Genomic DNA, 24,393 nt, shown 5'->3' with positions numbered 1-24,393 from the left:
TGCAACTTGCGCTCTGGCTTTTTATTTTTCTCAATGAGAGTGACTTAATATGGTTGATTACAACACATCTACGGCTTGCAAAGACTCGCTTTGGTAGCAGCCCAACAAGCGTACAAACTGGGTATGGTCTTTTAATTCTTCAAGTGCTACTTGGACTTGTGAGTCTGCAATATTGGCAAGCAAATCTACATAAAAGACTTCTTCCCAAGGGTTACCAGGTACTGGGCGTGACTCTAACTTAACCATATTGATATTGTGCTGTTTAAATACCATCAGCGCGTCAGCAAGTGAGCCTACTTGCTGTTTGGTGGCCATAATTAAACTGGTTTTCGTTGGGATTTGAGTAGACACTTGAAGTGCTTTTCTTGCTACCACAATAAAGCGGCTATGGTTTTCGGTCTGATTCGCAAGGCTAGATTTCACCACTTCTAGACCCATATTTTTACCAGCTTGTGCAGAGCCAATCGCGGCACTATTTGGGTGCTCTGCAGCTTGCTTTAATGCACTAGAGGTTGAGTCGCAAGTTTCATGCTGAATATCCCCAAGACCTTGAATAAAACGGCTGCACTGGGCAAAAGGTTGAGGGTGCGCATAAATTTTGTCGATCGCTTGTAATTCTGTGTCTGGCAAAGCTAGGAGGCAATGCTCTACGGTATGCGTTACTTCGCCCACAATAGATACTTGCGCATGTTGCAATAAATCGAATACTTCGTTGATACTGCCTGAACTGGTATTTTCAATAGGTAAGATACCAAAGTCAGCTTGGCCTTTCTCTACCTGCTCGGTGATTTGCTCAAAGCTTTGGCAACCCATTTCCACAAGCTTACCGGGACGACGACTGAAGTATTTATGACAAGCAAGCTGGCTATAAGAGCCTTGTCCACCCAAGTAGGCAACGCGGTGTGTATCACCTACGGCATCGGGGTTTAAGTTCTTTTGCAGCATGGCTTGCTGGTTTAATACAGAGTCTTCTAAGATAGTTTGGAAAACGCTGTTTATATAAAAGGCATCAAGACCCAGAGATTTACCATATCGGATCAGTTTCTCCAGCAATGCCTGCTCACGTGCTTCATCACGGATAGGTTTGTTGTTGGTAATCTTATATTCCAGCACGCCATGACTAATGCGACGTCGCTTTGCCAGTAAAATCAGTAATTCTGAATCTATCTCATTGATGTCATGCCTAAGGGCATCTAATGTATTTTGTGTCATAGGTCCTCACTCCCATTTAGCCAAAAAAAAAGCCTCCCGAAGTTGGGAGGCTTAGCTATTCTTTTTCACTCGCGAACAGTCAAGCCTCTTCACCTAAAGAAGCTAAAAAAGAAATATGTGTTGCTGTTGCGTGTGATGAAATTCATTTATTCAAACCTTACTTTGAAACTGAATACATTATTAGCATAGAACTAAACGAGAAAACAAGTACTACTTTGGACGTATGCGCAAAAACCTAAGTTATTTGGTAGATAAGTGTCCAATCTCAGTGAGTTAAGTACGTTAATCAAACGTAACTTATTGGCGAGTCGAAAAATATTCTGGTATATTCAGGCAACACCACCACTGTAAATAAAAGAATAGGTTAACTTGTGGGCAATCGTCGTCCCCCATCAAGATATGGTGCAAGCTCTTTAAGTGTAAAGCTGTCGATGTTGATTTCGGCCGTGTGTTTGATCGCGGGGGTTTTTGCTGCGGCATTGATGCTAAAATCTGAAGAAAAGCAGTTAATCTATGAAGAGTATGATGAGCTCAAGCGTTTTAGCGCGCAGGTGAACAATCAGTTTTCAAATTACCTCGATCTTAAAGCTAACTTGGCCGAACAAGCCAATTCAGTGGTCTCCAAGCATTTACTTTATGGCGTACAAGATTTATCTGGCGCACAAGCGAGCGTTGACGTGCGTGGCGAAAACTTAGCGAGTACAGCTAAAAATGGCCTCTCCGCAGCTATGTATACTGGCAATTTAAAATTGCAGTCAGTGCAAAAGCTATTTTCTGAATCTGAATTGCTCTGGAATATTCTGGCGCCCCCACTGTTACAAGATTTCTTTAATTTTTACTTATCTACAAAAGACGGCTTTGTTCGTGTTGCACCTCCTAATGCCTTATTAGCGAAAGACCCGAGGCTGGTAAATAATCAGCTTCATAACTTGCCTGTTTTACACGCTGAACAAAACCCAACGAGGGAAGCGGTTTGGTCGGGCGTGTATTTTGATAGGGTTTGGAACAAGTGGGTGGTGAGTATTTTGGTGCCTTTATACTTACATGATAAATACCTTGGGTTAACGGGTAGCGATATAGAGTTGACCACCTTACTCGAAAAATTACCTAAATCTGACCATCAGCAAGGCTTCATCGTTTTTGATAAACAGGGTCGGTTATTGGCAGCTCCAGGTCTGTTTAAAACCACTGCTACGACCGGGCAGCTACTGGACCACAACAAACTACCTGAAGACTTGAGTAAAATAGTACAAACTGCACTTATTACTAAGCTACCAAATATCCAAGATGAATTTAGGTATAAAGACAACTGGCATATTATGCACGTGACCCATATTGCCAATTTAGATTGGTACATTGGGATCTACAAGAAGCGGGCGTCGGCTATCTCGGCCATTGAAGAGCTTAAAGTTAAGTTCTTTGGTTTGTTTATTCTGTATGCCATTTTTGTTGCGATATTACTGCATCAGGTGCTATATCAATTAGTACTCAAACGCATCAATGCGCTTGTTAAAGCAGTGAAGGGATTTGGCCGAGGGCAGTGGGATACGCCAACCTTACCCCATACCGATGACGAAATAGGTCAATTGAACGCCTCATTTAATGACATGAGTGTTGAGATAAAACAGCTTGTAAATGGCCTAAATCAACGTATTACAGAAAAGGAAATCGCAGAAAAGGCGGCAAACCGGTTGTCAAAAGCTGTGGCTTTCTCTGGTACTGGCGTTGTATTGACCAATGAGCATTTTCAAATTGAGTATGTCAATCCAAAAATGCAGGAAATGACGGGCTATGATGAACAGCATTTTATTGGCTCTCCGCTTTTGAGTATTATTTCAAAAGACATGGCAATTCTCATTGATGATATCGATATTGACTTACGCAGTCGCAATCATTGGCGCGGGGATACCATGTTGGCGGGTAACAGAGAGGCGCCTATTTGGGTCAGTTTGAGCGTGTCGCCGATCCGTGAAGAAGGCGGCGCAATTTCAAGTTATGTCGCCTCAGCCCAAGATATTTCGTTTGTAAAAGAAAGCCAGCGTAAAATGGAAGAATTGGCTTACTTTGATACCTTAACTGGCCTTGCCAACCGAACGTTTTTCAGGATGCAGTTACGTAAATCCATGGCGCTTGCCGAACGTGGCCATTACGCCTTTGCTCTATTTTACTTTGACTTAGATGAGTTTAAACGCATCAATGATACCTTGGGACATGACGCGGGTGACCGCTTATTGCTTGAAGTCGCGACGAGATTGAAAAAGCGGCTCCGTGCAGAAGATACCATTGCCAGATTGGGTGGGGATGAGTTTGCGGTGTTACTGAGTGGCATCAATGAGCGAGAAAATGCCATGGAAGTTGCCAATATCATTCAAAAGACACTGGCAGAACCAATAAAACTGGGGAATAACGAAGTGATCGTCAGTGCAAGTATTGGTATCACCATGGCTCCGTTTGACAGTAAAGAAGAGGAGCAGCTGCTTAAACATGCAGATTTGGCAATGTATCAGGCCAAAGCAAAAGGGCGGAACACTTACCATTTCTATAGCCAAGATTTAGACGAAGCTGCTAACGAGCGCCTATATATAGAAAACGAGCTGCGTATAGCAATTAAAGCGCAACAATTTACCTTGCATTATCAGCCACAAGTGAACAGTGAAAGTAGAGAGGTTGTAGGCTATGAAGCACTTATTCGCTGGTTCCACCCAAGCGAAGGAACTATTCCGCCAAGTAAGTTTATTCCAATTGCTGAAGCGACAGGCCTAATCGTAGAGCTTGGTGCATGGGTGCTAGAAGAAGCATGCCATTTTTCTCGTCGTTTAAAAGCCGCGGGCAAGATTGCCAACGTATCCATCAACCTTTCTGCGAGACAGTTTAAAGACGCACAATTGATCAGTACGCTGTCAGATATTATTGACAGAACTGAGATGGAGCCGACTCTACTACACCTTGAACTTACCGAGAGTATGTTGATGGGAGACGTGGAAGCGGCAATCATACAACTTAAAGATATCAAAGCGCTTGGTGTTTCACTGTCTATTGACGACTTTGGTACAGGCTATTCGTCTTTGAGTTACATTAAGCGTTTCCCAGTTGATATACTCAAAATAGACCGCTCCTTTGTAAAGGATATCCCTGAAGATCCGAACGATATGGAAATCACTGCAGCTATCATTGCGATGGCGCAAAAATTAAATTTGCAGGTTATTGCTGAAGGGGTGGAAACTGAGGCTCAGATGACGTTCTTGGCGAAAAATAACTGCTATATTGTACAAGGTTATTACTACAGCCCGCCGTTAAGTGAAGCCGAGATTTTGCGGTTTGCCCCAGCGGTATAGCGACTCAGCCCCAAAGCTTGGGGCTGAAAATAATAAGCGCTTAACCACCAGCAATTTTCACTTTGAAGCCTTGGCCTTCTAATAATTGCTTAAGCTTTTCTCTGTCATCGCCTTGAATTTCAATAACGCCTTCTTTAACTGCACCACCTTGACCCATTTTAGATTTAAGCGTTTTTGCCAATTTCTTGAGATCGTGCTGTTCACTATCGATGCCAACAACAAGCATAACACCTTTACCTTTGCGCCCTTTAGTTTGTCTTTCAATACGAACGGCGCCGTCCTTAAAAACTTTCCCTTGAACTTCTTGCTTTGGCTCTTTGGTGTCAATACGGCCTACATCTGTGGAGTACACAAGTCTTGATTCTGACATTGATTCTGGTCCTCTTACGGGTTCTTTGCAGAGATCATAGCAAAAAGCAGATTAGATGTTTTTTATTTTTTGCTAAATGATTTTTAAGCGTTATATTTAAATTGGTGAGGGGAAACAAATCAAAATAATTTAGGAGCTTAATGATGAGCTTGAGTAAAAACGCTTCTGCTGACGGTAAGACACTAACCATTCAAATTAGAGGCAAGTTCGACTTTAATTTGGTGCAATCGTTTCGTCAGGCGTATGCGGAGGTGAATGATCAAACCGAAAAGGTTGTTGTTGACCTGCGTGAAACCGACTATATGGATAGCTCCGCTTTGGGTATGCTGTTAAATATGAAAAAAACACTAGGAAGCTCAGTTTCTAGCATTCAAATTAGTAATTGTCGTCCACAACTTAAGAAAATCCTCCAGATCTCTCGTTTTGATAAGAAGTTTGATATTGACTGAACGCCGATAGATTAGCCCCTCATGAATATCTTGGTAGTCGACGATCAGGTATTAAACTGTAAGCTGCTCAAGGCGATGCTTGAGCAACAATTTTATACCGTTTTTTGTGCGCACAATGGTCGTGATGCATTAAAAATTCTCGAAAGTCAGGACATCGACATCGTGCTGCTAGACGTTGTCATGCCCGTAATGGATGGCTTTGAGACTGCCCCCAAAATAAAGCAATATGCGGGCGACGTATACCTCCCCATCATCTTTATCACTGCACTTGAAGATCAAAGCAGCTTTGAAAAGTGTCTCGCTGTAGGAGGCGATGACTTTATTCATAAGCCGTTTGATAAAGTCATTTTATCAGCCAAAATCAAAGCGCATGCGAGGACTCGTAGGCTCAGCCAACAAAGCAACGAACAACGCCGACAACTAGAATATCACTATAACCAAATAGAGCGAGAGCACGAGATTGTTGAGCACATCTTTAGTAATGCGCTTGCACAACAATCTGAATATCCTGAGATTTGTGAATATCACTTGTCACCCGCGTCAATGTTTAATGGCGATATGTTTTTAATGGCCAAGAGCCCGATGGGTGGCTTTTATTGTTTACTTGGTGATTTTACTGGCCATGGTTTAGCAGCTGCGGTCGGCGCGCTTCCGGCGTCGCGCATTTTCTATACTATGGTGCAAAAGGGGATGGCGGTGAGTGATATAGCCGTTGAGCTCAATACCGCCCTTAATGAGTTATTACCCGGTCATATGTTTTGTGCAGCAGCAATCATTGAATTGAGCAGCTCAGGGAAAAGTGTTTCTGCTTGGCTTGGTGGTTTGCCAGATTTATATCTGATTGACCAAAATGGTAGCCTTATTAAAACCATTGAGAGCCAACATATGGCACTCGGCATTTTAGAAGTCGATGAGTTTGAACGTAATCTGCTGCATTTTGAAGTTAGCCCCGACCAACGCCTCGTAATGGCGACAGACGGTATCATCGAGTCTGAGTCTGAGCGGGGGGAAATGTATGGCGAACGACGGTTAAAGCGCTTGCTGGCGAGTCGGCAGCATATTTCCACGGATCAAATTATCTCTGAAGTTCGCGAGTTTTCTGGCAATACAGAGCAACAAGATGACTTAAGTATCGCGATTGTTAATTGCGTTGCTAGCGATTCAATTGTTTCTGCGCCTAACCATTATTCAAGTTTGCCGTTTAATATTTCGTTATCTTTAGATGCCAAGCAGATGAAAACGACAGATCCGGTACTTGAGCTGGTGGACTTGCTTAGTGAAGTTGACGGGATTTCGGCGCATCGCTCTAACATCTTCTTACTACTCTCCGAGGCCTACAATAATTCTTTAGATCACGGAGTGCTGGGGCTAGATTCTGAGATTAAAAATAAAGAAGATGGGTTTTTTGAGTTCTATAGTCTGCGAGAGAGTGTTCTGAAGGAGCTAAAAGAAGCGCTCATTATTATTTCTGTGCGCTATAGCCCTGAAGAGCTAAAGCTATACTTCAACATTTGTGATTCAGGTAATGGTTTTGAATCAAGCGAGCGCAATAAAGCGCAGCAAGAGCATAGCCACGGTCGAGGTGTTAGCTTACTTAACGAGATTGCCCAAAGCGTTAGCTACAACAGTGCTGGAAATGAAGTAGAAATGATTTATTCACTCACCTCCAAATCGGTCTAAATTCCACTCAAGCGCATTTCACCTCTGCTTTAGTTTAATATCTATTCCTATTACTCTATGTACCTGTTTTTTAGTGTTGGCAAGGTATAAAGAGCGTGGTAAAGTTGCATTAACTTTAGATGTTTAGATGGCTAAAATGTCAGATTATATTTCATTGAGTGGATTATCTATCTCCCGCGAATTGCTTTTGCTGCAATTAGAAAAACTAGATGCTTATATTGAGCAAAACTCAAGCCTTGCTGTGTGGTCATATCAGATCCCTGAGCTTGGGGAAGGAGGCGCTTGTAGCTTGTTTGGGCACCTTCAGGAAGCGCCTTTTTTGTTGAGTGACTACGTTGAAAAGAACACGGTGAATGAGCAATCGCTTGCTAAGCTGCAAACGATAGTGTCAGCGGTAGTTGAATTTACAGCTGTTGATTGGTTTGGCATATACCAAGCAAGAGCGACAAATGAAGGGAAACAACTTCTCAAATTAGCGTACTCTGGCGCGCCGAGTAGACCGCTATTCCCAATAACGGAGGCTTTTGCCGCTACGTCAAATAATATTCAAACGGTATTAAGTGCTAAAGCTCGAGTGATTAATGACATCCCTCAATATGTCGCCAGTGGTGGAGAGTACTACACTTGCGATCCAAAGGTGAAAGCAGAAACCTGTATGCCATTATTCGATGATGCTCAAAATTGTATTGGAATTATTGATGCAGAAGCGTTTTCTGAGTCATTTTTCAACGAAGAAATTTTAGCATTGCTTGCAGCAGCATGTACGAGAATCCCTGAATATTTACCCAAATAATTATCGGAATGTCCGGCTGTAAACTTGACGCCTTTGTGGTGCTGCCAAGTTTACAAAAATGAATAAAATTCTAGATAAATATGGTAACTGAGATGCAAGTCTCTATGTTACCATCAAGTCTACTGGAATCGGGCGTCAGCCGCTCGAGTTTGCATTAATTAAAATAAAAGAGATAAGCCATGTTCTCAGAGCTAAAACCACTTCCAACAGATCCTATTTTAGGCCTGATGGCCGCTTATAAACAGGACACTAACCCAAACAAAATTGACCTTGGTGTAGGTGTTTATAAGGACGAGCAGGGAAACACGCCGGTACTTAAAGCGGTTAAAAAAGCGGAAGCGTTTCGTTTAGAAAACGAAACGACAAAATCTTATATTGGTTTGGCTGGTAATTTAGACTTCTGTCAAAAGATGGAAACACTGTTACTTGGAGAGCATAGTACATTATTGGCAAATCGCGTACGTACGGCGCAAGCACCTGGTGGTACTGGCGCATTACGTGTTGCTGCCGAATTTATTAAACGTTGCAACACCAATGCAACTGTTTGGGTTACGACTCCAACTTGGGCAAACCACATCAGCCTATTTGAAGCAGCGGGTCTAACAGTTAAAGAGTATCCTTACTACGACTACGAAAACAAAGGGTTGTTGTTTGATGAGATGATCAATGCGCTGAAGCAAGTACCTAAAGGTGATGTAGTACTACTTCATGCATGTTGTCATAACCCAAGTGGTATGGACTTAAATCAAGCGCAATGGAAAGTGGTTGCTGAACTTGCAAAAGAGCAAGGCTTTACGCCATTAATTGATATTGCATACCAAGGCTTTGGTACTAGCCTTGAAGAAGATGCACAAGGCCTTAGAACGGTTGCGGATACAGTTGATGAAATGATCATCTGTTCATCTTGCTCTAAAAACTTTGGTTTATACCGCGAGCGTATCGGTGCGTGTTCAATCATTGCAAAAGACAGTGCAACTGCTGATGTTTCAAACTCAGTATTACTTAGTGTGGTTCGTAGTATCTATTCAATGCCGCCAGCACACGGTGCTGATATTGTAAATACCATTCTAAGCAGTACTGAACTTACGCAAATGTGGTATGACGAACTTGACGAAATGCGCGGTCGTATCAATGGTCTACGTACGTTGATCAAAGAAAGCCTAGCTGCAAAAGGTGTTGAGCAAGACTTCTCGTTCATCGACCGTCAGCACGGTATGTTCTCTTTCTTGGGTATTAATAAAGAGCAAATTGACAGACTACGCACTGAATATGCTATCTATATGGTAGGCTCTAGCCGCGTTAACGTAGCTGGCGTAAGCAAAGACAATATTGACTACTTTGCTGACGCAGTGGCAAGCGTGATTAAATAATACCACGCTACACAGCACAAAATAAAAAACCGCAGAACATGCGGTTTTTTATTTTCAGCCTAAACCACCCACTGAAGTAAGTGGTTATTATCATTTAGGCTTGCTTAATTTTGGTCACTTTATCTGGATCTGACGCTTTTTCGTTTTCAGCTTTGTTTTTGGTATTGGCCTTTGGTGCTACTTTGCCACCTTTTAACACAGACACAAAGTCATCTTTTTGTTTTGCAATTTCAAGCGCTAGGGATTCAACTTGTTGCTCACTCAGCGGCACGTCAACTTTCGTTAGCATGTCTTCCAATGCTTCAGCTACATCTAGCATCTTATCATAAGCATCAGCTTCTTTTTTAGACGTGAAAGTCATACGCTCGACTCCATTTCTTTCAACAACATATTTGATGATAACGGCCATGGTTATTCCCCTATTCACTGTTTTTTTATACAGTAAATCGAATCGAGTGATTAAGCAAGTTATTTTGAAAATTTTTCAAGTGCTGTTGAGTGAAGTAGAATTAATTAAATTCATTAAAAACAAAAGCTTAATGTTTATTTTAATTTTTGAAAGAATGAATGTTTTTTGACAAAGTCAATATTCCAATCTTTATTTAAAAAGCTTCTGCAATCACTCACCGAGGTAAATGCAGTAAGCTTTGGATACTTTTTACGCACAAGGAGTGTATATATGTTCAATAAACCCACCATACTTTCTATTTTATTGGCGCTAGGTTTAAGCTGTTCAAGTGTGCTCGCAAAACCTACGGATCAAGCAAAATCTGTCTCTCAAACACAGCAGCAAAGTGCTGTACTCGATATTAATTCCGCTGACGCTTCGGCGCTTTCAAGTTTACCAGGGATTGGTATTCGTAAAGCTGAAGCCATCGTAGAGTACCGTAAGAAAATGGGGCGCTTTAAAACAACAACGGAGTTGCTGGAAGTAAAAGGAATTGGGAAAGGAATATTGGCAAAACTGGAGGGGAAAATTAGAGTCTAGTCGTAGTTATTGTGTGCGAGCTTAGTTGCTCGCACACAGGTAGATTGAAGATCAGGGCTTATTCGAGGCGTTAAACTCAGCGATTGCCTGAGCTAACTTGGGTTTGCCAAATTGTATTTCCAGTGGTGTGGTCAGTAGCGGATAAATTAATCCTGCCACGAGTAAGACAGGTAATAACAGCCAGCCTTCAAATACGACCAATGAGGCAAAAAACGGTGTGAGCAGTAGCAACTTGGCTATTCTTAACACGACCTTTGTTTTTGCATCAAGGTGGCTAAGTGCAAGACGTAAGATCATCTGCTTGTCACGTAATTTAAACGCTCTCAGTTGCTCAATTTGGCTTAACCTAAAATGCATGAATGTGATATCTCAAGTTCTTTTGGTAACGTGGAAAAATAAGAAAAGAATAAATGCAACACTATAAAATGCAAAGATAATTTCCATCCATCCAGGCATAGATAATCCTGCAAAAGACCAATCTATGTTGCCGCAGTCACCCGTTGCAGCAAAAAAGCTTGGCAGCCATTCATGCAGCGGCATAAACGCAGGAAAGTTTGGTACAAAGTCACAGGTAAAAGCAAATGGATCCGTTGTGGTTTGCATATTGATATGTTCACGGGCGATAAAATAACCCCAAATACTGCCTACACCCCACGAAACAAATGCCAGACTACGCAGTGCGAAAGAGCGAGGAGAAATCATACCGATTAAACCAGCTGCTAATAACCCCAACATAGCAAAACGCTGATAGATGCACATAATACAGGGCTCTAAACCCATACCGTATTGGAAATACAGTGCAACGGCTTCAAAAATAGCAGCGGATAGTGCTAGCAATCCCCAAGATTGCCTAGAGAGATGAAAAGATGAAATCTTCATTATAGAGAAACCCTTTTTGTTTTATTATGCTTTATCTGGCCGCGTTAGAGCAACCTTACTTCGGCAGTGTGCGCTATCTTTGCGACGATTTTTCGACTCTTGTTACCAGCAGAAGTTCGAAAATATCAGAATAGAACACTTGATTAAGTCAATTGGAGTGAGACCGACATTCTCAGCATTTCTATTCTGGCGTATTTACTCACTCACTTTTCTCGAGGGCATCGATGTGAAAAGTAGCGCGCTCAATGGCGGAGCCGTGTAAGATAACATATTCAATATCATTATAAGCCGCGACTGACTGCAAAGGGTTACTATTTAAAAGTAATAGATTTGCCACTTTCCCAGCTGCGATACTGCCGTACTGATTGTCTATCGCAAATGCTTTCGCATTATTAATGGTAGCAGCAGATAGCAAGCTAACGAGGCCTACTCCGGCTTGATCCATCATCGTTAATTCTTGATAAGTCGATAAGCCAGGTTGCGAGACATAAGTTGGTGCGGGTGGCGTATCTGAGCCAAGCAGCAAGGTTGCGCCATTTTTATATAGATAATTTAGTGCTCGTTGCCCTTGTGAGAAAACTTGCTCAAGTTTAGCGACCTTTTGTTGATTACTTATTTCACCCCAGCCTTGCCCCATTTCTCGAGAAAACCAGCGACCAGGTTCACTTTGATACCAAGCAATTTGAGACGGAGGTAATACGGTACGATATTCAGACGAGAAGGTGAAAGTGTTGTCAGTCACTTTCGCCAGAGCATTCATCACATTTAATGTGGCTTGATAGGCGATGTCTTTTTCGATGATGGTATCCAGCACAGCTTTTACATTGGTTGGTAGTTCGCTTTCACTAGGGGCTGTATTTGGCGCTAACCAGTTCCAAAGTCCATGCGCCATAACGTTGATATTGGCATCTACAGCAAGTTGTTGCATATCAACGGCATTCGCATGTGCCATTACGGGTAACTTCAATGAGTTTGCGGACTCGACTAATTGTTTAGCAGTTTCTTGGTTAATAAGCGGTATAGCACTGTTTTCTCCGAAGCCATCTTCAAAGTACAGTTTGGCACAAGTTGCACCGTCAGATTTCATTCGCGTTAAGGGTTGATCTCCTTGATGAGCATGTGCTTGAGATGGCGTTAGCTCATGAGCAGGATCGCTGTGTTGCGCAGCAAAGTAGGGTTTATGTTGATGTAGCTTTGAGTAACTAAGGCCTTCTGCGTTGTACCCTTGGTAAACTGGCATTGCGCCACAAAAGTAGGCGTCGGGTGCGGGGCCATTTGCTGTAAATTCGGTCATGCCGATTGCAGTGTTTGACGGGTCAATAACTTGCGTGACGCCATAGTAAAGATAATTAGCGCCTTGCCGTTGTAAAAATGCTGCCTGCATTTGGCGAGCTCTAGGAGAAGTGTTAAGCAACCCCGGCATAGTTTTTAGGTGGACATGGCTATCGGTTAACCCTGGTATGAGGTATTGACCATGAGCATCAATGACCTGTGCTGCATCCGGTTTTTGACTTGAGTCAGAGACTTGTATAATTTTGCCATCTTGGATGGCGAGCCAATGATTGGAAATGATATTGACTTGGTGCTTATCAATAGGATTTAAAATGGTAGCATTGTCGATACGAAGGTCCACTGCTGCAAATAATGCATGAGAAGACAGGGCGCAACAGGCCGCAAATATTAATGTTTGTTTTTTCATAATGAAAACCAGTTAGTGTTGTATTAGATGCCTTCGAGCATAACTGGCGAGGTACTTTGTGTTTTAATTTTCATATAAATTAACTCTGAAATTTTTCTTAATTTAATTAAAACTATAACAATCAATAATGTAAGGTGTTCGTGGGTTGAAAAATTTGCTTTTGGGAAATTGGCTTGTCGTGCCTAAATTGAACCAGATTGTGGAGTATCCGACTGGCCGTGAATATACCGTCACTCCAAAAGTGATGAAATTACTGTTGGTGCTGGTCGATGCGAAACCTGAGCCTCTGTGTATTGATACCCTCGTCGAGTTAGTTTGGCACCCGAAGGTGGTGTCTGACAATTCGGTCTATCAAGCTGTTGCGCAGTTAAGAAAGATTTTAAACACAGATCCGCAATACGAAGAATACATAGAAAGAATATCAGCTCAAGGTTACCGCATTCATCCAAACATTGCGCTTAGAGAGCATAAAGCGGCTGTGATGCCTGTGAGCAAAAAGCGAATTTGGCTGCTTGGTGTCACCATTACGTTGCTCGCTCTCATCGCTATTTTTGCTTTTTATATTCAAACTGATCAAAAGCACAAGACACAAAACAACCCGTATTTTGATGAGATCACTCTTGCCACACACCTATCCCAAAGTACAGCGGTGGAAGAGTTAGCGCGAGCGAAAACGATTTATCAACAAGTGTTATCTAAACAAAGTGATAATGTCGAGGCACTTAGTGGCTTGTGCAATGTCTTTATGGGGCTAAGCGTATATGGCGCGGTGTCAGAGTATGAATCGCTTGCCTTATGTCGGCCATTGTTAGAAAAAGCACGGATCTTAGATGATACAAATATTGAAGTGATAACTTCTCTTGCACGCTTTGCGGTGATGGAGAATGAAATTGACCAAGCACAGAATTATTTTAAGCGCGGATTTGAGCTCTCAACCAAGCATGCTCGCCTATGGCATTGGTACGGTCGATTTCTTCGGGACCAACACAAAATACCCGATGCAATTGCTGCGCATAAACAAGCGTATCAGTTAGCACCAAACGATGCGGTTATTATCCGAGGGTTAGCCTATGCCTATTTGAATTTTAGAGAGTTAGTACTCGCTCGAAAATATTTTGATCGTAGCGTTGCCGTAGCCCCTCACACCAAAAACAATCCGCTCTATGCGCTAGACTTTTATCCGCTTAACCAGAATAGGGCAAGACAATATTTGCTGTGGTACCACAACAATCACATCAGTCATAGTAAATTGTACCCCGCGCAGCAGTTGAGCCACATATTGGTGTTATTGAGTTTAGGGCGAGCAGAAGAAGCTGAGGAAAAATATCAGCAAGCCGCAAATTTAGGTTCAATTTCTACAGCATTTAGACTCTATGTTGAATCTGGGATCGCATGGCGACAAGGCGATTTCGAAAAGGCCGAAGAACTCTTAAAACAGCGATACGAGCTCGACTCAAAGGGTAATCATTATGTGATGCCTTATATTCTTGCTTTACTTGCACGGCAGAAAATACAACCTGCGCTAACGCTTTTTGAACAGCATTTTGCTGATATCGCGGCGTTTACATTGCCAGAGGCAGGCAATGTAGGACAACACCTTACTTATGCCTTGATGCTGAAACGTACAGGTGAACAAAGCAAGCTCAAGCGAGTAACACAGTTGTTAGAACAATACCTTAACCAAGGAAATCAGCTAGATGCAGCGTTATCTCCATACTGGTCTGCACTTAACAATGAAGCAGCAGAAACACAACAAGCACTGACGCAGCTGCTCAACACTGGCTGGTTACCCGACTACAATGATAGTTTTTTTGCTACGGATCTTTATCTCGCTTTGACATCAGAGCACGAATTTAAACAAGCATGGCTGAATAAGCTTGAAAGCAGACAGAACGAGCTCTAAAACGTTAGGTTACGCATGCATAAAATTCGCTATGTGATTTAAAAGTAGGGAGCGAATTTTCTTGGTGATTCCTTGAATAGGGGTTCTGTGTTTCGGCAGACTTTGATATTGGCTTTTAAAAACAGAGTTCGATTTTGTTGCCTGTGAGTTTTGGTTTCCTTAAGCTGCTTTGTTGTTTGCAAGCAACGCTCAAAAGTAAATTGCAAAAGATGTCCAATAACATTATTACATGCCGCTTTGTCTGTTTATTTCGCAGTCGTTCCGTGTGCACTATAAGGAGAAGTATTTGAGTTATACAAAATGAAAGCAGAGGGTGGAAGGTCTGATGAGGAGCAATTTGTTTACATTATCAGCTCAGTGTTTAGCGAAGATAAGCCCGTTATGGCCAAGCCTATATCGCCTTAAGTGAGTTCAAAGTCTCACACCGCATCGCAATCTCATCTGCATTAAACATGGCTATTTTCAGCTAGGGTGATTTGTAGCTTGTTAGTTGAGCTTCATCTGGTACAATCAGTGGATTAACAAGCACAACCTGCCAATCAAGGCATTGATGTAATAATAAAGTGGTGTGAGATGAGAATTTTCAAAGCCAAGAGCCCAGCTGGATTTGCTGAAGAATATATTGTTGAGTCAATTTGGAACGGCGAATTCCCTCCGGGATCCATTCTACCTGCTGAGCGTGAGCTTTCTGAACTCATTGGTGTAACAAGAACAACACTGCGCGAAGTATTACAAAGGCTAGCTCGTGATGGCTGGTTGACTATCCAACATGGTAAGCCAACCCGAGTAAATAACTTTTGGGAAACGTCAGGGCTTAATATATTAGAAACCTTAGCGCGTCTTGATGAAGATAAGATGCCTGAGTTGACCGATCAGCTGCTGTCAGCGCGTACCAATATTAGTGCTATCTATACGCGTGCGGCGATAAAATTCAATCCGCAGCGTGTTATCGATATTTTGTCTAAGCATGAAGAGCTAGAAGACACCGCAGAAGCGTTTGCCGATTATGACTACCAAGTTCACCATGAGCTGGCTGGGGCTGGGCAAAACAAAATTTATGTGCTGATTTTAAATGGCTTCAGAGGTTTATACTCAAAAATTGGTTGCCATTACTTTTCTGATTCAAGAACACGAGGACTGGCGAGACAATTCTATGCAGATTTAACCAAACTGGCAGAAAATCAAGAACACGATGGTGCTATTTCATTAATGCGTAAGTATGGTCATCAATCGGGTGAAATTTGGCAGCAGATCCGCGGTGATATGCCCGAAAATATCATGGACTAATGTCCACTGAGTGATAGACATCTTAAAAAGGCTTCTTCGTGAAGCCTTTTTTGATCTCCGAATGGCATCTTGAGCGGAGGTATTTGCGTCTCATCGAATTTATAGATTGGTGCTATCGGTAAATTCGATTGTTAATTATGGCACTTGCCAAATACACTAGGCGCAGTTTTTGGCGATGAGAATGACAAAGAGACTTTGGTTATGAATTTAGCTAGGGTTGTTTTTTCATAAGCACGCCACAATATCATGAACAAGATATTTTGGGCTCGACACGAGATACCAAATAAGATTGGAAATAAACCTAACTATTGGAGATAAAAATGGGTGTATTAGTAGGCCGCAAGGCACCAGACTTTACAGCAGCAGCAGTACTAGGTAACGGTGAGATCGTAGATAGCTACAACCTGCACGAGCGTATTAAAGGTAAAAAAGCGGTTGTTTTCTTTTACCCACTAGACTTCACGTTTGTTTGTCCTTCAGAGCTAATCGCGTTCGACAAGCGTTACGAAGAGTTCCAAAAGCGTGGTGTTGAAGTGATCGGTGTTTCTATCGATTCTCAATTCTCACACAACGCATGGCGTAACACTCCAGTAAACGAAGGCGGTATCGGTCAAGTTAAATACGATCTAATCGCTGATGTTAAGCACGAAATCTGTCAAGCATATGACGTTGAGCACCCAGAAGCTGGTGTTGCTTTCCGTGGTTCTTTCCTAATCGATGCTGAAGGTAATGTACGTCACCAAGTAGTTAACGACCTACCACTAGGCCGTAACATCGACGAAATGCTTCGCATGGTTGATGCACTAGCATTCCACGAAGAGCACGGTGAAGTATGTCCAGCTGGTTGGACTGAAGGTAAAGCAGGTATGGATGCAAGCCCTGAAGGTGTTGCTAAGTTCCTATCTGAAAACGAAGGCGCACTATAATTTAGTGTCGGCTTTGTGATATCTCGCTGATATCAAAAAGAAACCCGCCAATTGGCGGGTTTTTTAATGGCTACTGATACCTCAATAGCTTTCTCAGGGTAAAACTTTGACTACTCGGCTACCTTGCCTACTTTAGCAAGTGCCATGCTAGTTAAAGTTGATAAACTGACCCAGTGATTTTATCAGTTGAATGCTTAGGTAAGCGGCAAATAAACTGATCACGGGAGTTGCGAGCAGACTCAGAAATTCGAGTTCATTAATCATTAGTCTCTTCCTTTTTTTCTTGCTCGTTGTTATTGGTTGTTTGAAACGCTTTCTCTAAAGACTGTTTGGTCTCAATTTTTATTTCTTCTAGATTCGCTTTGATTGACTCAGTGATAGCTTGCGTTACTTTGGTTTTTACTTCTTGAAGTAATGAAGCATCAATTTCTGCAGCTGTTGTTGTCATGCTTGCTGTAAACAGTAAAGTTGTCATGGTGATTTTCGCTAAAGTAGTCATAATAAGTTTCCTTGTAATTTGTTAGTCGCAATAACTATTACAAAGGTTGTGCCAAAATGAATTTAATTTTTATCTTGTTGATTTTTATGTGTTTTAATTTTTTCTTGGCACAGAGGAATTAATGGGGTGGTGAATTTGACCAGTGCAGAATGGGTGAAATAGCTAAGATTTAGTTAAATTTATTAAGGCTGGATTAAGCGAAGTAAGAAAGGATGAAAAACAAGGTTTGGGCCGAATTAACGGCCAAAGTTAGGGTCATCAGGTAGGTCAACCAAGATTAATACCGCCCCTTTACCACCATATTCTAAAGGTGCTTGGTGCATCGCCAGTATATCTGGATGCTGGACAAGATACTGCGGTACTTTATGTTTAAGCACACGCTCACCAATTCCATGCACCACGCACGCACAAGCAATATGCTGCTTCTTACAAGCATGAATTAATGCTGCCAGTTCTTGTTTTACCGTTTCTTTATTTAGCCCGTGTAAATCTAAGATGAGTTCGGGCGCGTAGTCACCACGCCTTAGCTGCTTTGCTAAATAGCGATCAGCTCCGGGCTTTACGAAATTGATGGTTCCCGAGGTATCAATATCAGGAATATACTCGTCAGAAAAGTAAAACTCAGATTGCTGCTGCTTGACTTGTTGCTTCAGCTCAATGCTCTGAATTTTTTTCTTTTGTTTGAGCTGCACCTGATCTTGTTTGAGGGGTTTTACACCATTCAAAGACTCACGAAACATCGCGAAATCGTCATTTAGGTCAGCATTAGTGTTAGATTCTCTATTCATGGTGACATTTTAAATAAAAAAAGCATAAAAACCTAGCTTAAAAACCGCTACAATAGCGCCATATAGTTTGATCTTTAGAGAGTCATCATGACGGAAATGTCGCAACCACTTATTACCGAAGAAATGGCCGTTGAAGCCTTTCAAGACTTACATACCATTCAGGACTGGGTACGCTGGACAGCGAGCCAGTTTGTGAGTAACGAGGTATTTTTTGGTCATGGTACGGATAATCCTTGGGACGAAGCGGTCAGTTTAGTGCTTCCGGTGCTGCATATGCCAATTGATGCCCCCAAAGAAATCATGCATGCGCGTATGACACAAAGTGAAAAAGCGCATCTGATGGAGTTTATCAAAGCACGTATTGAGCAGCGTATTCCCGTCGCCTACTTAACCAATCAAGCTTGGTTTGCTGGTATGCCGTTTTATGTTGATGAGCGCGTATTAGTACCACGCTCACCATTTGCAGAGTTAATCGCAAAACATTTTGCCCCCTGGGTAGCTGCACCGAATAAAGTAACGCGTATTTTAGATATGTGTACGGGCTCAGGTTGTATTGCGATTGCATTGGCCAAAGCATTTGAGCGCGCACAAGTAGACGCAGTCGATATTTCTTTTGAAGCCTTAGAAGTGGCTGATCACAATATCAATCAGCATATGATGCAAGACAGAGTCTTTGCTATCCAATCTGATGTATTTAGTGGTGTACCGGGTCAAAAGTACGATTTAATCGTAGCGAACCCTCCTTATGTTGATGCAGAAGATATGTCAGATCTGCCAGAGGAGTTCCATCATGAGCCAGAGCTTGGCTTGGCGTCAGGAGAAGATGGCCTTGATGTGACCCGCACACTACTGGCAGAAGCGGCTGATCATCTAAATGATGATGGTTTGTTATTTGTCGAAGTTGGCAATTCTATGGTACATATGGAGCAGCAATTTCCTGAAGCGCCATTTACTTGGTTAGACTTTGAGCATGGTGGTTTAGGGGTCTTTGTCGTATCCAAACAACAACTATTGGAATACTTTAAAAACTGATAGGGAGCCAATGCTCTCTATCGTCTATTTAGGAATGAGGAAAAACGATGGCAGGCAATAGCATTGGCCAATTATTTAAGGTGTCGACCTTTGGTGAAAGCCATGGCGCCGCGCTTGGTGGCGTGGTGGATGGTGTACCACCAGGGCTTGAGATCACTGAAGCTGATTTACAAATCGATTTAGATAGACGCAAACCAGGCCAAAGCCGCTACACAACACAGCGCCGAGAAGGTGATGAGATAAAAATTCTCTCGGGTGTGTTTGAAGGCAAGACCACAGGCACGAGCATTGGATTGTTGATTGAAAATACCGATCAACGTTCAAAAGATTACTCAAACATCAAAGATTTGTTCCGTCCGGGTCACGGCGACTATACCTATTGGCACAAATACGGACATAGAGATTATCGCGGTGGTGGCAGATCGTCGGCACGTGAAACTGCCATTCGAGTTGCAGCAGGTGCAATCGCGAAAAAATATCTCAAGCAAGTCCATGGCATCGAAATCAATGCCTGTCTTTCTCAATTAGGCCCGATTAAAGCCGAGCATTATGATTGGTCAGCGGTTGAAAACAATCCATTTTTCTTTCCCGATGAAGCTAAGCTAGAAGCGCTAGATGAATATATGCGTGCGCTGAAAAAAGAAGGTGATTCAGTCGGTGCGAAAGTGAAAGTCGTGGCGAAAAATGTGCCTGTTGGCTTAGGTGAGCCAGTGTTTGACCGTCTGGATGCTGAGATAGCGCACTCCTTGATGAGCATTAATGCCGTAAAAGGTGTAGAGATTGGTGATGGCTTTGATGTGGTTGAGCAAAAGGGCTCTGAGCATAGAGATGAGCTAACGCCACAGGGATTTACTTCTAATCATGCAGGCGGCGTTTTAGCGGGTATTTCTACAGGGCAAGATATTATCGCATCAATTGCGCTAAAACCGACTTCAAGTATCTCGGTACCGGGGCAGAGTATTGATACCCACAACCAACCACAAGAAGTTGTGACTAAGGGTCGCCATGACCCTTGTGTTGGTATTCGTGCCATTCCAATCGCAGAAGCCATGTTGGCTATTACGCTCATGGATCACTTATTACGTCACCGTGGTCAAAACCAAGACGTCAATTTGCCGCATAAGCCAATTCCTGGTCATATCTAGCCAGTAGCGAGTAAGCTAATTTTGGCACAGTGATTGCTTTTCTTGGACAAATCAAGGAGAGCAATCATGATCACTTACCAAACCCACTCCGCAATTCGTACCACTGAGTCTGTTTCGGAGCAGCAAAGCCTTGCCCAAACTAAACGAGCTAATACCGCTGCGCAGGAGCAAGACTATGTCGCGGCTGCTAACATCGCAACCCAATCATCCCCTGTACTGGATAATAAAGCCGACGAGCCATATAAATATGAAGTGGTGGAGCGTAATCAGTCATTTCTAGAAAAAATGAGAGAAGCGGTAATGTTTAGCCGCTTAGGGGCAAATAAAGAGAAAATAGACGAATTAAAAGAGAAAATGGCAGAACTTGAAAAGCTTGCGGCTGAGGGGAAGATTTCACCTGAAGAATTAGAAGAGCGGATGGCTGCCTTACAAGAAGCGATGAGAGAAGCGGTAACTCAGGAAGAAAACAAAGCGAACAAGGACACGCTAATGAGTTAATGAGGCTTAAAATAATAAAAGCCTCAACTGAGGCTTTTATTATAGCTATAAACTAACAGCGTTTAGCTGTGATATTTTTCACACGCTTCTAGCGTATTTTCGATTAAGCTCGCGACGGTCATTGGGCCCACACCACCTGGCACTGGGGTAATAAAGCTCGCGTTTTGTTCTGCGATGTCGTATTGCACGTCACCTACCAGTTTGCCAGATTCTAAGCGATTAATGCCTACATCGATGACTATCGCGCCTTCTTTAACCCAGTCGCCTGGAATAAACTCAGGTTTACCAACCGCCACAACTAATAGATCGGCGCGACGAACGTGAGCTTCCAAATCTTGCGTAAATTTATGGCAAACGGTTGTAGTACAACCGGCAAGTAATAGTTCTAGCGACATAGGACGACCAACGATGTTTGAAGCACCAACCACAACAGCATGCATGCCTTTATAACGCACACCGGTAGAGTCGAGTAGGGTGATGATCCCTTTTGGCGTACAAGGTCTCAGTGCTGGCATTCTTTGGGCAAGACGACCTACGTTATATGGGTGAAAGCCGTCGACGTCTTTATGAGGATCAATACGCTCTAACACTTTTTCTGCGTCTAGGCCTTCAGGTAGCGGCAATTGTACTAAGATCCCATCAACTTCAGGATCTGCATTAAGCTCATCAACAAGCGCAAGTAATTGCTCTTCGCTTGTGTCACCTGGTAAGTCGAAAGATTTAGAAACAAATCCGACTTCTTCACAGGCTTTACGCTTTGAACCAACATAAACTTGGCTCGCGGGATCCTGGCCTACTAATACCACAGCCAAGCCTGGCGCTCTTAGACCTTGCGCTAGTCTGTCTTGAACTCGTTGTGCAACAGTAGAACGAACTTGTTTCGCGATAGCTTTGCCATCAATGATGTTTGCCGTCATGATTGACCTATATTAAGGGTTAAAAAACTTGAACGATGATAGAGCCTTTAAATTCTTCTATACAAGCACTTTCATGTATTGATGAAATGATTGCTTAATAAAGATGAAAATGGGGTCGCTCTATTTGTATGTCCCTTTAGTTACAACAAAGGAGGACATTTGCCCGCTATTTTCTCAAAAAACAGCCAGCCCGCCAAGTTTGCATTGCGTAAAAGCAAAGGTTTTCATGATCGGTTCTACAAGAACCGCTCAAAAATTGTTTAAGTCAGCTGTTTTATCAACAATTTGTGGCAAAATTAGGCAGTTGAAACAAAAACTAAAAAAAATATTTGACCTACTTCGGGCAAATCACTATTATGCACCCCGTTGCCAACGAGGACTCACCGATAAAAAGGTTCTTAGTTCTCCAAGGTCACAGTCGGCGATTAGCGCAGCTTGGTAGCGCACTTGGTTTGGGTCCAAGGGGTCGCAGGTTCAAATCCTGCATCGCCGACCACTTTTAAAATAAGAATGTAGCATGAAGATGTTTACGAGTTTGCGCCCTTAGCTCAGCTGGATAGAGCAACGCCCTTCTAAGGCGTCGGTCGAAGGTTCGAATCCTTCAGGGTGCGCCATCTTATTTTAATCCACATGTAGTGGCGGCTGTAGCTCAGTTGGTAGAGCCCTGGATTGTGATTCCGGTTGTCGTGGGTTCAAGTCCCATCAGTCGCCCCATCTACATGCCAAAATTAGTCGGCGATTAGCGCAGCTTGGTAGCGCACTTGGTTTGGGTCCAAGGGGTCGCAGGTTCAAATCCTGCATCGCCGACCACTTCTAAAAAATACATATGTTCGGCGATTAGCGCAGCTTGGTAGCGCACTTGGTTTGGGTCCAAGGGGTCGCAGGTTCAAATCCTGCATCGCCGACCACTTCCTCTCTAGTATTTCAGTCCTTTATTTCAAATTTACTAACTTTTAATCAATTAGCACCAATATGCCTAATTATTTAACCTGATTGCTCGACTCCGTCGTTGAATAGGTTATAATGCCGCGTCTATTAATTAACGTAGTGCCCGTAGGGCAGGCAACAAGCGTCACATGCAACGGAGAGTTTGGCAATTTAGCCGAAGGCCCATAAAAAGCATGATGGTTGTCTTGTTAGTAAGGAAGGCGCTTTGTCGCCCAAAAATGAAGATTGAGGTAAATCATGCAAGTTTCTGTTGAGACGACTCAAGGCCTTGAGCGCCGTCTGACCATCACCGTTCCTGCAGAGAACGTTGAGACTGAAGTTAAAAAACGCCTACAAAAACTGTCAAGAACACAGCGTATCGATGGCTTCCGCCCTGGTAAGGTTCCAGTGTCAATCATCACTAAGCGTTACGGCGCGGCTGTACGTCAAGAAGTTGCTGGCGATCTGATGCAGCGTAACTATATCGAAGCAATCATTGCTGAGAAAATCAACCCTGCAGGCGCACCATCTTTTGCTCCTAAGTCACTAGAAGCAGGTAAAGATCTAGAATTCGATGCAACTTTTGAAGTATACCCAGAAGTTGAACTTAAAGATCTAGACAAAATCGCGGTTGAGAAACCTGCAGTTTCTGTCACTGATGAAGACCTAGCGAACATGCTTGAAACGCTTCGTAAGCAACACGCTTCTTGGACTGAGAGTGATGCTGCAGCTGGCGAAAAAGACCGTGTAACGGTTGATTTCGTTGGTACAATCGACGGTGAAGAGTTCGAAGGCGGTAAAGCTGAAGATTTCCCTCTAGAGCTTGGTCAAGGTCGTATGATCCCAGGTTTCGAAGACGGTATCGTTGGTAAAAAAGCAGGTGAAGAAGTTGTTTCTGACGTAACTTTCCCTGAAGAATACCACGCTGAAAACCTAAAAGGTAAAGCGGCTCAATTCACAATCACTGTGAAGAAAGTTGAAGTTCAAGAGCTTCCTGAACTAACTGACGAGTTCGCAACTAAGTTTGGTGTTGCTGAAGGTGGTGTTGACGCACTTAAAGAAGAAGTTAAGAAGAACATGGAGCGTGAGCTAAACCAAGCGGTTAAAGCTAACGTGAAAGATCAAGCGATCAAAGGTCTTCTAGAAACTAACGAAGTTGAAGTGCCAAAAGCGCTAATCGACCAAGAAATCGACGCACTTCGTCAACAAGCAGCACAACGTTTTGGTGGCAACGCTCAAAACATGCCTGAGCTTCCTGCAGAGCTATTCCACGAGCAAGCGGTAACTCGCGTGAAAACTGGCCTACTACTAGGTGAAGTGATCAAAGCGAACGACATCAAAGTTGATGAAGATAAAGTTGCTGAACTAATCGATACAGTTGCTTCTGCATACGAAGATCCAAGTGAAGTAGTTGAATACTACAAAGCAAACGATCAACTAATGCAGCAAATGCGCAACGTTGCGATGGAAGAGCTAGCAGTTGAAGCTGTACTTGCTGCTGCATCTGTTTCTGATGTTGAAAAGTCATTCGACGACATCATGAATCCACAGGCTGCTCAATAAGTCTTTGAAGAAATCATTGACTTACAGCTAAGCTGAAGTTTAAATGGCTCGAGTTACTCTAATAGAGAATTCGGGCCATTTTTGTTTTTAAGCCTTGATATTGAAGCATTAAGTACTTATATCTTGAGGCATG

General features: G+C 42.8%; 22 protein-coding genes and 5 tRNA genes. 18 read left to right on the top strand and 9 right to left on the bottom strand.

All coding sequences use genetic code 11. The features are described from left to right. Positions 1–57: 57 nt before the first annotated feature. Positions 58–1,212, bottom strand: a complete 1,155-nt coding sequence (pheA, locus tag MHN32_RS03050; RefSeq protein WP_239420852.1) for a prephenate dehydratase — start codon at positions 1,210–1,212, stop codon at positions 58–60. A gap of 371 nt (positions 1,213–1,583) precedes the next feature. Here pheA and MHN32_RS03045 point away from each other — a divergent pair, with 371 nt between their 5' ends. Then, on the top strand, positions 1,584–4,547 hold the full coding sequence (locus tag MHN32_RS03045; protein WP_174170003.1) for an EAL domain-containing protein: 2,964 nt from the start codon (positions 1,584–1,586) through the stop codon (positions 4,545–4,547). A 40-nt stretch (positions 4,548–4,587) separates the two neighbouring features. Here the strand turns inward: MHN32_RS03045 and MHN32_RS03040 are convergent, their stop codons facing one another. Beyond that, positions 4,588–4,917, bottom strand: coding sequence for a translation initiation factor (locus MHN32_RS03040; RefSeq protein ID WP_017216143.1), 330 nt, complete (start codon positions 4,915–4,917; stop codon positions 4,588–4,590). 143 nt (positions 4,918–5,060) lie between these two features. Between MHN32_RS03040 and MHN32_RS03035 the strand changes: the two genes are divergently transcribed. From MHN32_RS03035 to MHN32_RS03020, 4 genes are all read left to right on the top strand, one after another. Next, positions 5,061–5,366 carry an STAS domain-containing protein gene (locus MHN32_RS03035; protein WP_010371095.1) on the top strand — a complete coding sequence of 102 codons (306 nt, stop codon included), beginning with the start codon at positions 5,061–5,063 and terminating at the stop codon, positions 5,364–5,366. Positions 5,367–5,387: 21 nt separating this feature from the next. After that, positions 5,388–7,046: a fused response regulator/phosphatase gene (locus tag MHN32_RS03030; RefSeq protein ID WP_239420851.1), complete on the top strand. Its 1,659-nt coding sequence runs from the start codon at positions 5,388–5,390 to the stop codon at positions 7,044–7,046. Positions 7,047–7,173: 127 nt separating this feature from the next. Further along, on the top strand, positions 7,174–7,839 hold the full coding sequence (locus MHN32_RS03025) for a GAF domain-containing protein (protein ID WP_174170004.1): 666 nt from the start codon (positions 7,174–7,176) through the stop codon (positions 7,837–7,839). Positions 7,840–8,018: 179 nt separating this feature from the next. After that, positions 8,019–9,209 carry an amino acid aminotransferase gene (locus MHN32_RS03020; RefSeq protein WP_010606712.1) on the top strand — a complete coding sequence of 397 codons (1,191 nt, stop codon included), beginning with the start codon at positions 8,019–8,021 and terminating at the stop codon, positions 9,207–9,209. 94 nt (positions 9,210–9,303) lie between these two features. Here the strand turns inward: MHN32_RS03020 and MHN32_RS03015 are convergent, their stop codons facing one another. Next, the gene (locus tag MHN32_RS03015) at positions 9,304–9,618 is read right to left on the bottom strand and encodes a YebG family protein (RefSeq protein WP_174170005.1); all 315 of its coding nucleotides are present in this window, start codon (positions 9,616–9,618) and stop codon (positions 9,304–9,306) included. A gap of 270 nt (positions 9,619–9,888) precedes the next feature. Between MHN32_RS03015 and MHN32_RS03010 the strand changes: the two genes are divergently transcribed. Beyond that, a complete protein-coding gene (locus tag MHN32_RS03010) occupies positions 9,889–10,197 on the top strand; it encodes a helix-hairpin-helix domain-containing protein (RefSeq protein ID WP_174170006.1) in 309 nt (102 codons plus the stop codon). A gap of 51 nt (positions 10,198–10,248) precedes the next feature. On the opposite strand, the gene MHN32_RS03005 is transcribed toward MHN32_RS03010, so the two are convergent. The 3 genes from MHN32_RS03005 to MHN32_RS02995 all read right to left on the bottom strand — a co-directional run bounded on the left by MHN32_RS03005 (position 10,249) and on the right by MHN32_RS02995 (position 12,775). After that, positions 10,249–10,554, bottom strand: coding sequence for a hypothetical protein (locus tag MHN32_RS03005; RefSeq protein WP_017216140.1), 306 nt, complete (start codon positions 10,552–10,554; stop codon positions 10,249–10,251). A 12-nt stretch (positions 10,555–10,566) separates the two neighbouring features. Next, positions 10,567–11,076, bottom strand: a complete 510-nt coding sequence (gene dsbB / locus MHN32_RS03000) for a disulfide bond formation protein DsbB (protein ID WP_174170008.1) — start codon at positions 11,074–11,076, stop codon at positions 10,567–10,569. A 199-nt stretch (positions 11,077–11,275) separates the two neighbouring features. Then, on the bottom strand, positions 11,276–12,775 hold the full coding sequence (locus tag MHN32_RS02995; RefSeq protein WP_239420850.1) for an amidohydrolase family protein: 1,500 nt from the start codon (positions 12,773–12,775) through the stop codon (positions 11,276–11,278). 145 nt (positions 12,776–12,920) lie between these two features. Here MHN32_RS02995 and MHN32_RS02990 point away from each other — a divergent pair, with 145 nt between their 5' ends. From MHN32_RS02990 to MHN32_RS02980, 3 genes are all read left to right on the top strand, one after another. Further along, positions 12,921–14,678, top strand: coding sequence for a winged helix-turn-helix domain-containing protein (locus MHN32_RS02990; protein ID WP_239420849.1), 1,758 nt, complete (start codon positions 12,921–12,923; stop codon positions 14,676–14,678). Positions 14,679–15,251: 573 nt separating this feature from the next. Next, entirely contained in the window at positions 15,252–15,965 is a 714-nt protein-coding gene (gene fadR, locus MHN32_RS02985) for a fatty acid metabolism transcriptional regulator FadR (protein WP_010371123.1), read from the top strand. A gap of 320 nt (positions 15,966–16,285) precedes the next feature. Then, positions 16,286–16,891: a peroxiredoxin C gene (locus MHN32_RS02980; RefSeq protein ID WP_010371125.1), complete on the top strand. Its 606-nt coding sequence runs from the start codon at positions 16,286–16,288 to the stop codon at positions 16,889–16,891. A gap of 256 nt (positions 16,892–17,147) precedes the next feature. Here MHN32_RS02980 and MHN32_RS02975 read toward each other — a convergent pair whose 3' ends face one another. Next, entirely contained in the window at positions 17,148–17,390 is a 243-nt protein-coding gene (locus tag MHN32_RS02975; RefSeq protein WP_045990797.1) for a hypothetical protein, read from the bottom strand. A gap of 236 nt (positions 17,391–17,626) precedes the next feature. Next, entirely contained in the window at positions 17,627–18,178 is a 552-nt protein-coding gene (gene smrB, locus MHN32_RS02970; RefSeq protein ID WP_010371129.1) for an endonuclease SmrB, read from the bottom strand. 96 nt (positions 18,179–18,274) lie between these two features. Between smrB and prmB the strand changes: the two genes are divergently transcribed. The 3 genes from prmB (at position 18,275) to MHN32_RS02955 (ending at position 20,853) form a co-directional block, all read left to right on the top strand. Beyond that, complete coding sequence (gene prmB, locus MHN32_RS02965; RefSeq protein ID WP_026000853.1) at positions 18,275–19,210, top strand: 50S ribosomal protein L3 N(5)-glutamine methyltransferase; 936 nt, start codon at positions 18,275–18,277, stop codon at positions 19,208–19,210. Positions 19,211–19,257: 47 nt separating this feature from the next. Beyond that, positions 19,258–20,355: a chorismate synthase gene (gene aroC / locus MHN32_RS02960; RefSeq protein ID WP_239420848.1), complete on the top strand. Its 1,098-nt coding sequence runs from the start codon at positions 19,258–19,260 to the stop codon at positions 20,353–20,355. 66 nt (positions 20,356–20,421) lie between these two features. Beyond that, on the top strand, positions 20,422–20,853 hold the full coding sequence (locus MHN32_RS02955) for a hypothetical protein (RefSeq protein WP_010606721.1): 432 nt from the start codon (positions 20,422–20,424) through the stop codon (positions 20,851–20,853). Between the two features lie 62 nt (positions 20,854–20,915). Here MHN32_RS02955 and folD read toward each other — a convergent pair whose 3' ends face one another. Next, positions 20,916–21,770, bottom strand: coding sequence for a bifunctional methylenetetrahydrofolate dehydrogenase/methenyltetrahydrofolate cyclohydrolase FolD (gene folD, locus MHN32_RS02950; RefSeq protein ID WP_102057141.1), 855 nt, complete (start codon positions 21,768–21,770; stop codon positions 20,916–20,918). A 419-nt stretch (positions 21,771–22,189) separates the two neighbouring features. On the opposite strand from folD, the gene MHN32_RS02945 reads away from it, so the two are divergent. The 6 genes from MHN32_RS02945 (at position 22,190) to tig (ending at position 24,260) form a co-directional block, all read left to right on the top strand. After that, positions 22,190–22,266, top strand: a tRNA-Pro gene (locus MHN32_RS02945). Positions 22,267–22,307: 41 nt separating this feature from the next. After that, positions 22,308–22,384 (top strand) — tRNA-Arg (locus tag MHN32_RS02940). Positions 22,385–22,408: 24 nt separating this feature from the next. Then, a tRNA-His gene (locus MHN32_RS02935) sits at positions 22,409–22,484 on the top strand. Between the two features lie 19 nt (positions 22,485–22,503). Next, a tRNA-Pro gene (locus MHN32_RS02930) sits at positions 22,504–22,580 on the top strand. Positions 22,581–22,601: 21 nt separating this feature from the next. Continuing rightward, a tRNA-Pro gene (locus MHN32_RS02925) sits at positions 22,602–22,678 on the top strand. A 277-nt stretch (positions 22,679–22,955) separates the two neighbouring features. Next, positions 22,956–24,260, top strand: coding sequence for a trigger factor (tig, locus tag MHN32_RS02920; RefSeq protein ID WP_010606723.1), 1,305 nt, complete (start codon positions 22,956–22,958; stop codon positions 24,258–24,260). Positions 24,261–24,393 lie beyond the last annotated feature (133 nt).

This window comes from Pseudoalteromonas sp. Of11M-6, from assembly GCF_022347905.1.
In the GTDB taxonomy this organism is placed as follows: Bacteria; Pseudomonadota; Gammaproteobacteria; order Enterobacterales; family Alteromonadaceae; genus Pseudoalteromonas.
This window is presented reverse-complemented; position numbering and strand designations above follow the sequence as displayed.

Excerpts from the sequence above, each read along its gene's own strand:
- pheA (WP_239420852.1), bottom strand. The coding sequence starts at position 1,212 with ATGACACAAAATACATTAGATGCCCTTAGGCATGACATCAATGAGATA.
- MHN32_RS03040 (WP_017216143.1), bottom strand. The coding sequence starts at position 4,917 with ATGTCAGAATCAAGACTTGTGTACTCCACAGATGTAGGCCGTATTGAC.
- MHN32_RS03035 (WP_010371095.1), top strand. The coding sequence starts at position 5,061 with ATGAGCTTGAGTAAAAACGCTTCTGCTGACGGTAAGACACTAACCATT.
- MHN32_RS03030 (WP_239420851.1), top strand. The coding sequence starts at position 5,388 with ATGAATATCTTGGTAGTCGACGATCAGGTATTAAACTGTAAGCTGCTC.
- MHN32_RS03025 (WP_174170004.1), top strand. The coding sequence starts at position 7,174 with ATGGCTAAAATGTCAGATTATATTTCATTGAGTGGATTATCTATCTCC.
- MHN32_RS03020 (WP_010606712.1), top strand. The coding sequence starts at position 8,019 with ATGTTCTCAGAGCTAAAACCACTTCCAACAGATCCTATTTTAGGCCTG.
- MHN32_RS03015 (WP_174170005.1), bottom strand. The coding sequence starts at position 9,618 with ATGGCCGTTATCATCAAATATGTTGTTGAAAGAAATGGAGTCGAGCGT.
- MHN32_RS03010 (WP_174170006.1), top strand. The coding sequence starts at position 9,889 with ATGTTCAATAAACCCACCATACTTTCTATTTTATTGGCGCTAGGTTTA.
- MHN32_RS03005 (WP_017216140.1), bottom strand. The coding sequence starts at position 10,554 with ATGCATTTTAGGTTAAGCCAAATTGAGCAACTGAGAGCGTTTAAATTA.
- dsbB (WP_174170008.1), bottom strand. The coding sequence starts at position 11,076 with ATGAAGATTTCATCTTTTCATCTCTCTAGGCAATCTTGGGGATTGCTA.
- MHN32_RS02995 (WP_239420850.1), bottom strand. The coding sequence starts at position 12,775 with ATGAAAAAACAAACATTAATATTTGCGGCCTGTTGCGCCCTGTCTTCT.
- fadR (WP_010371123.1), top strand. The coding sequence starts at position 15,252 with ATGAGAATTTTCAAAGCCAAGAGCCCAGCTGGATTTGCTGAAGAATAT.
- MHN32_RS02980 (WP_010371125.1), top strand. The coding sequence starts at position 16,286 with ATGGGTGTATTAGTAGGCCGCAAGGCACCAGACTTTACAGCAGCAGCA.
- MHN32_RS02975 (WP_045990797.1), bottom strand. The coding sequence starts at position 17,390 with ATGACTACTTTAGCGAAAATCACCATGACAACTTTACTGTTTACAGCA.
- smrB (WP_010371129.1), bottom strand. The coding sequence starts at position 18,178 with ATGAATAGAGAATCTAACACTAATGCTGACCTAAATGACGATTTCGCG.
- prmB (WP_026000853.1), top strand. The coding sequence starts at position 18,275 with ATGTCGCAACCACTTATTACCGAAGAAATGGCCGTTGAAGCCTTTCAA.
- aroC (WP_239420848.1), top strand. The coding sequence starts at position 19,258 with ATGGCAGGCAATAGCATTGGCCAATTATTTAAGGTGTCGACCTTTGGT.
- MHN32_RS02955 (WP_010606721.1), top strand. The coding sequence starts at position 20,422 with ATGATCACTTACCAAACCCACTCCGCAATTCGTACCACTGAGTCTGTT.
- folD (WP_102057141.1), bottom strand. The coding sequence starts at position 21,770 with ATGACGGCAAACATCATTGATGGCAAAGCTATCGCGAAACAAGTTCGT.
- tig (WP_010606723.1), top strand. The coding sequence starts at position 22,956 with ATGCAAGTTTCTGTTGAGACGACTCAAGGCCTTGAGCGCCGTCTGACC.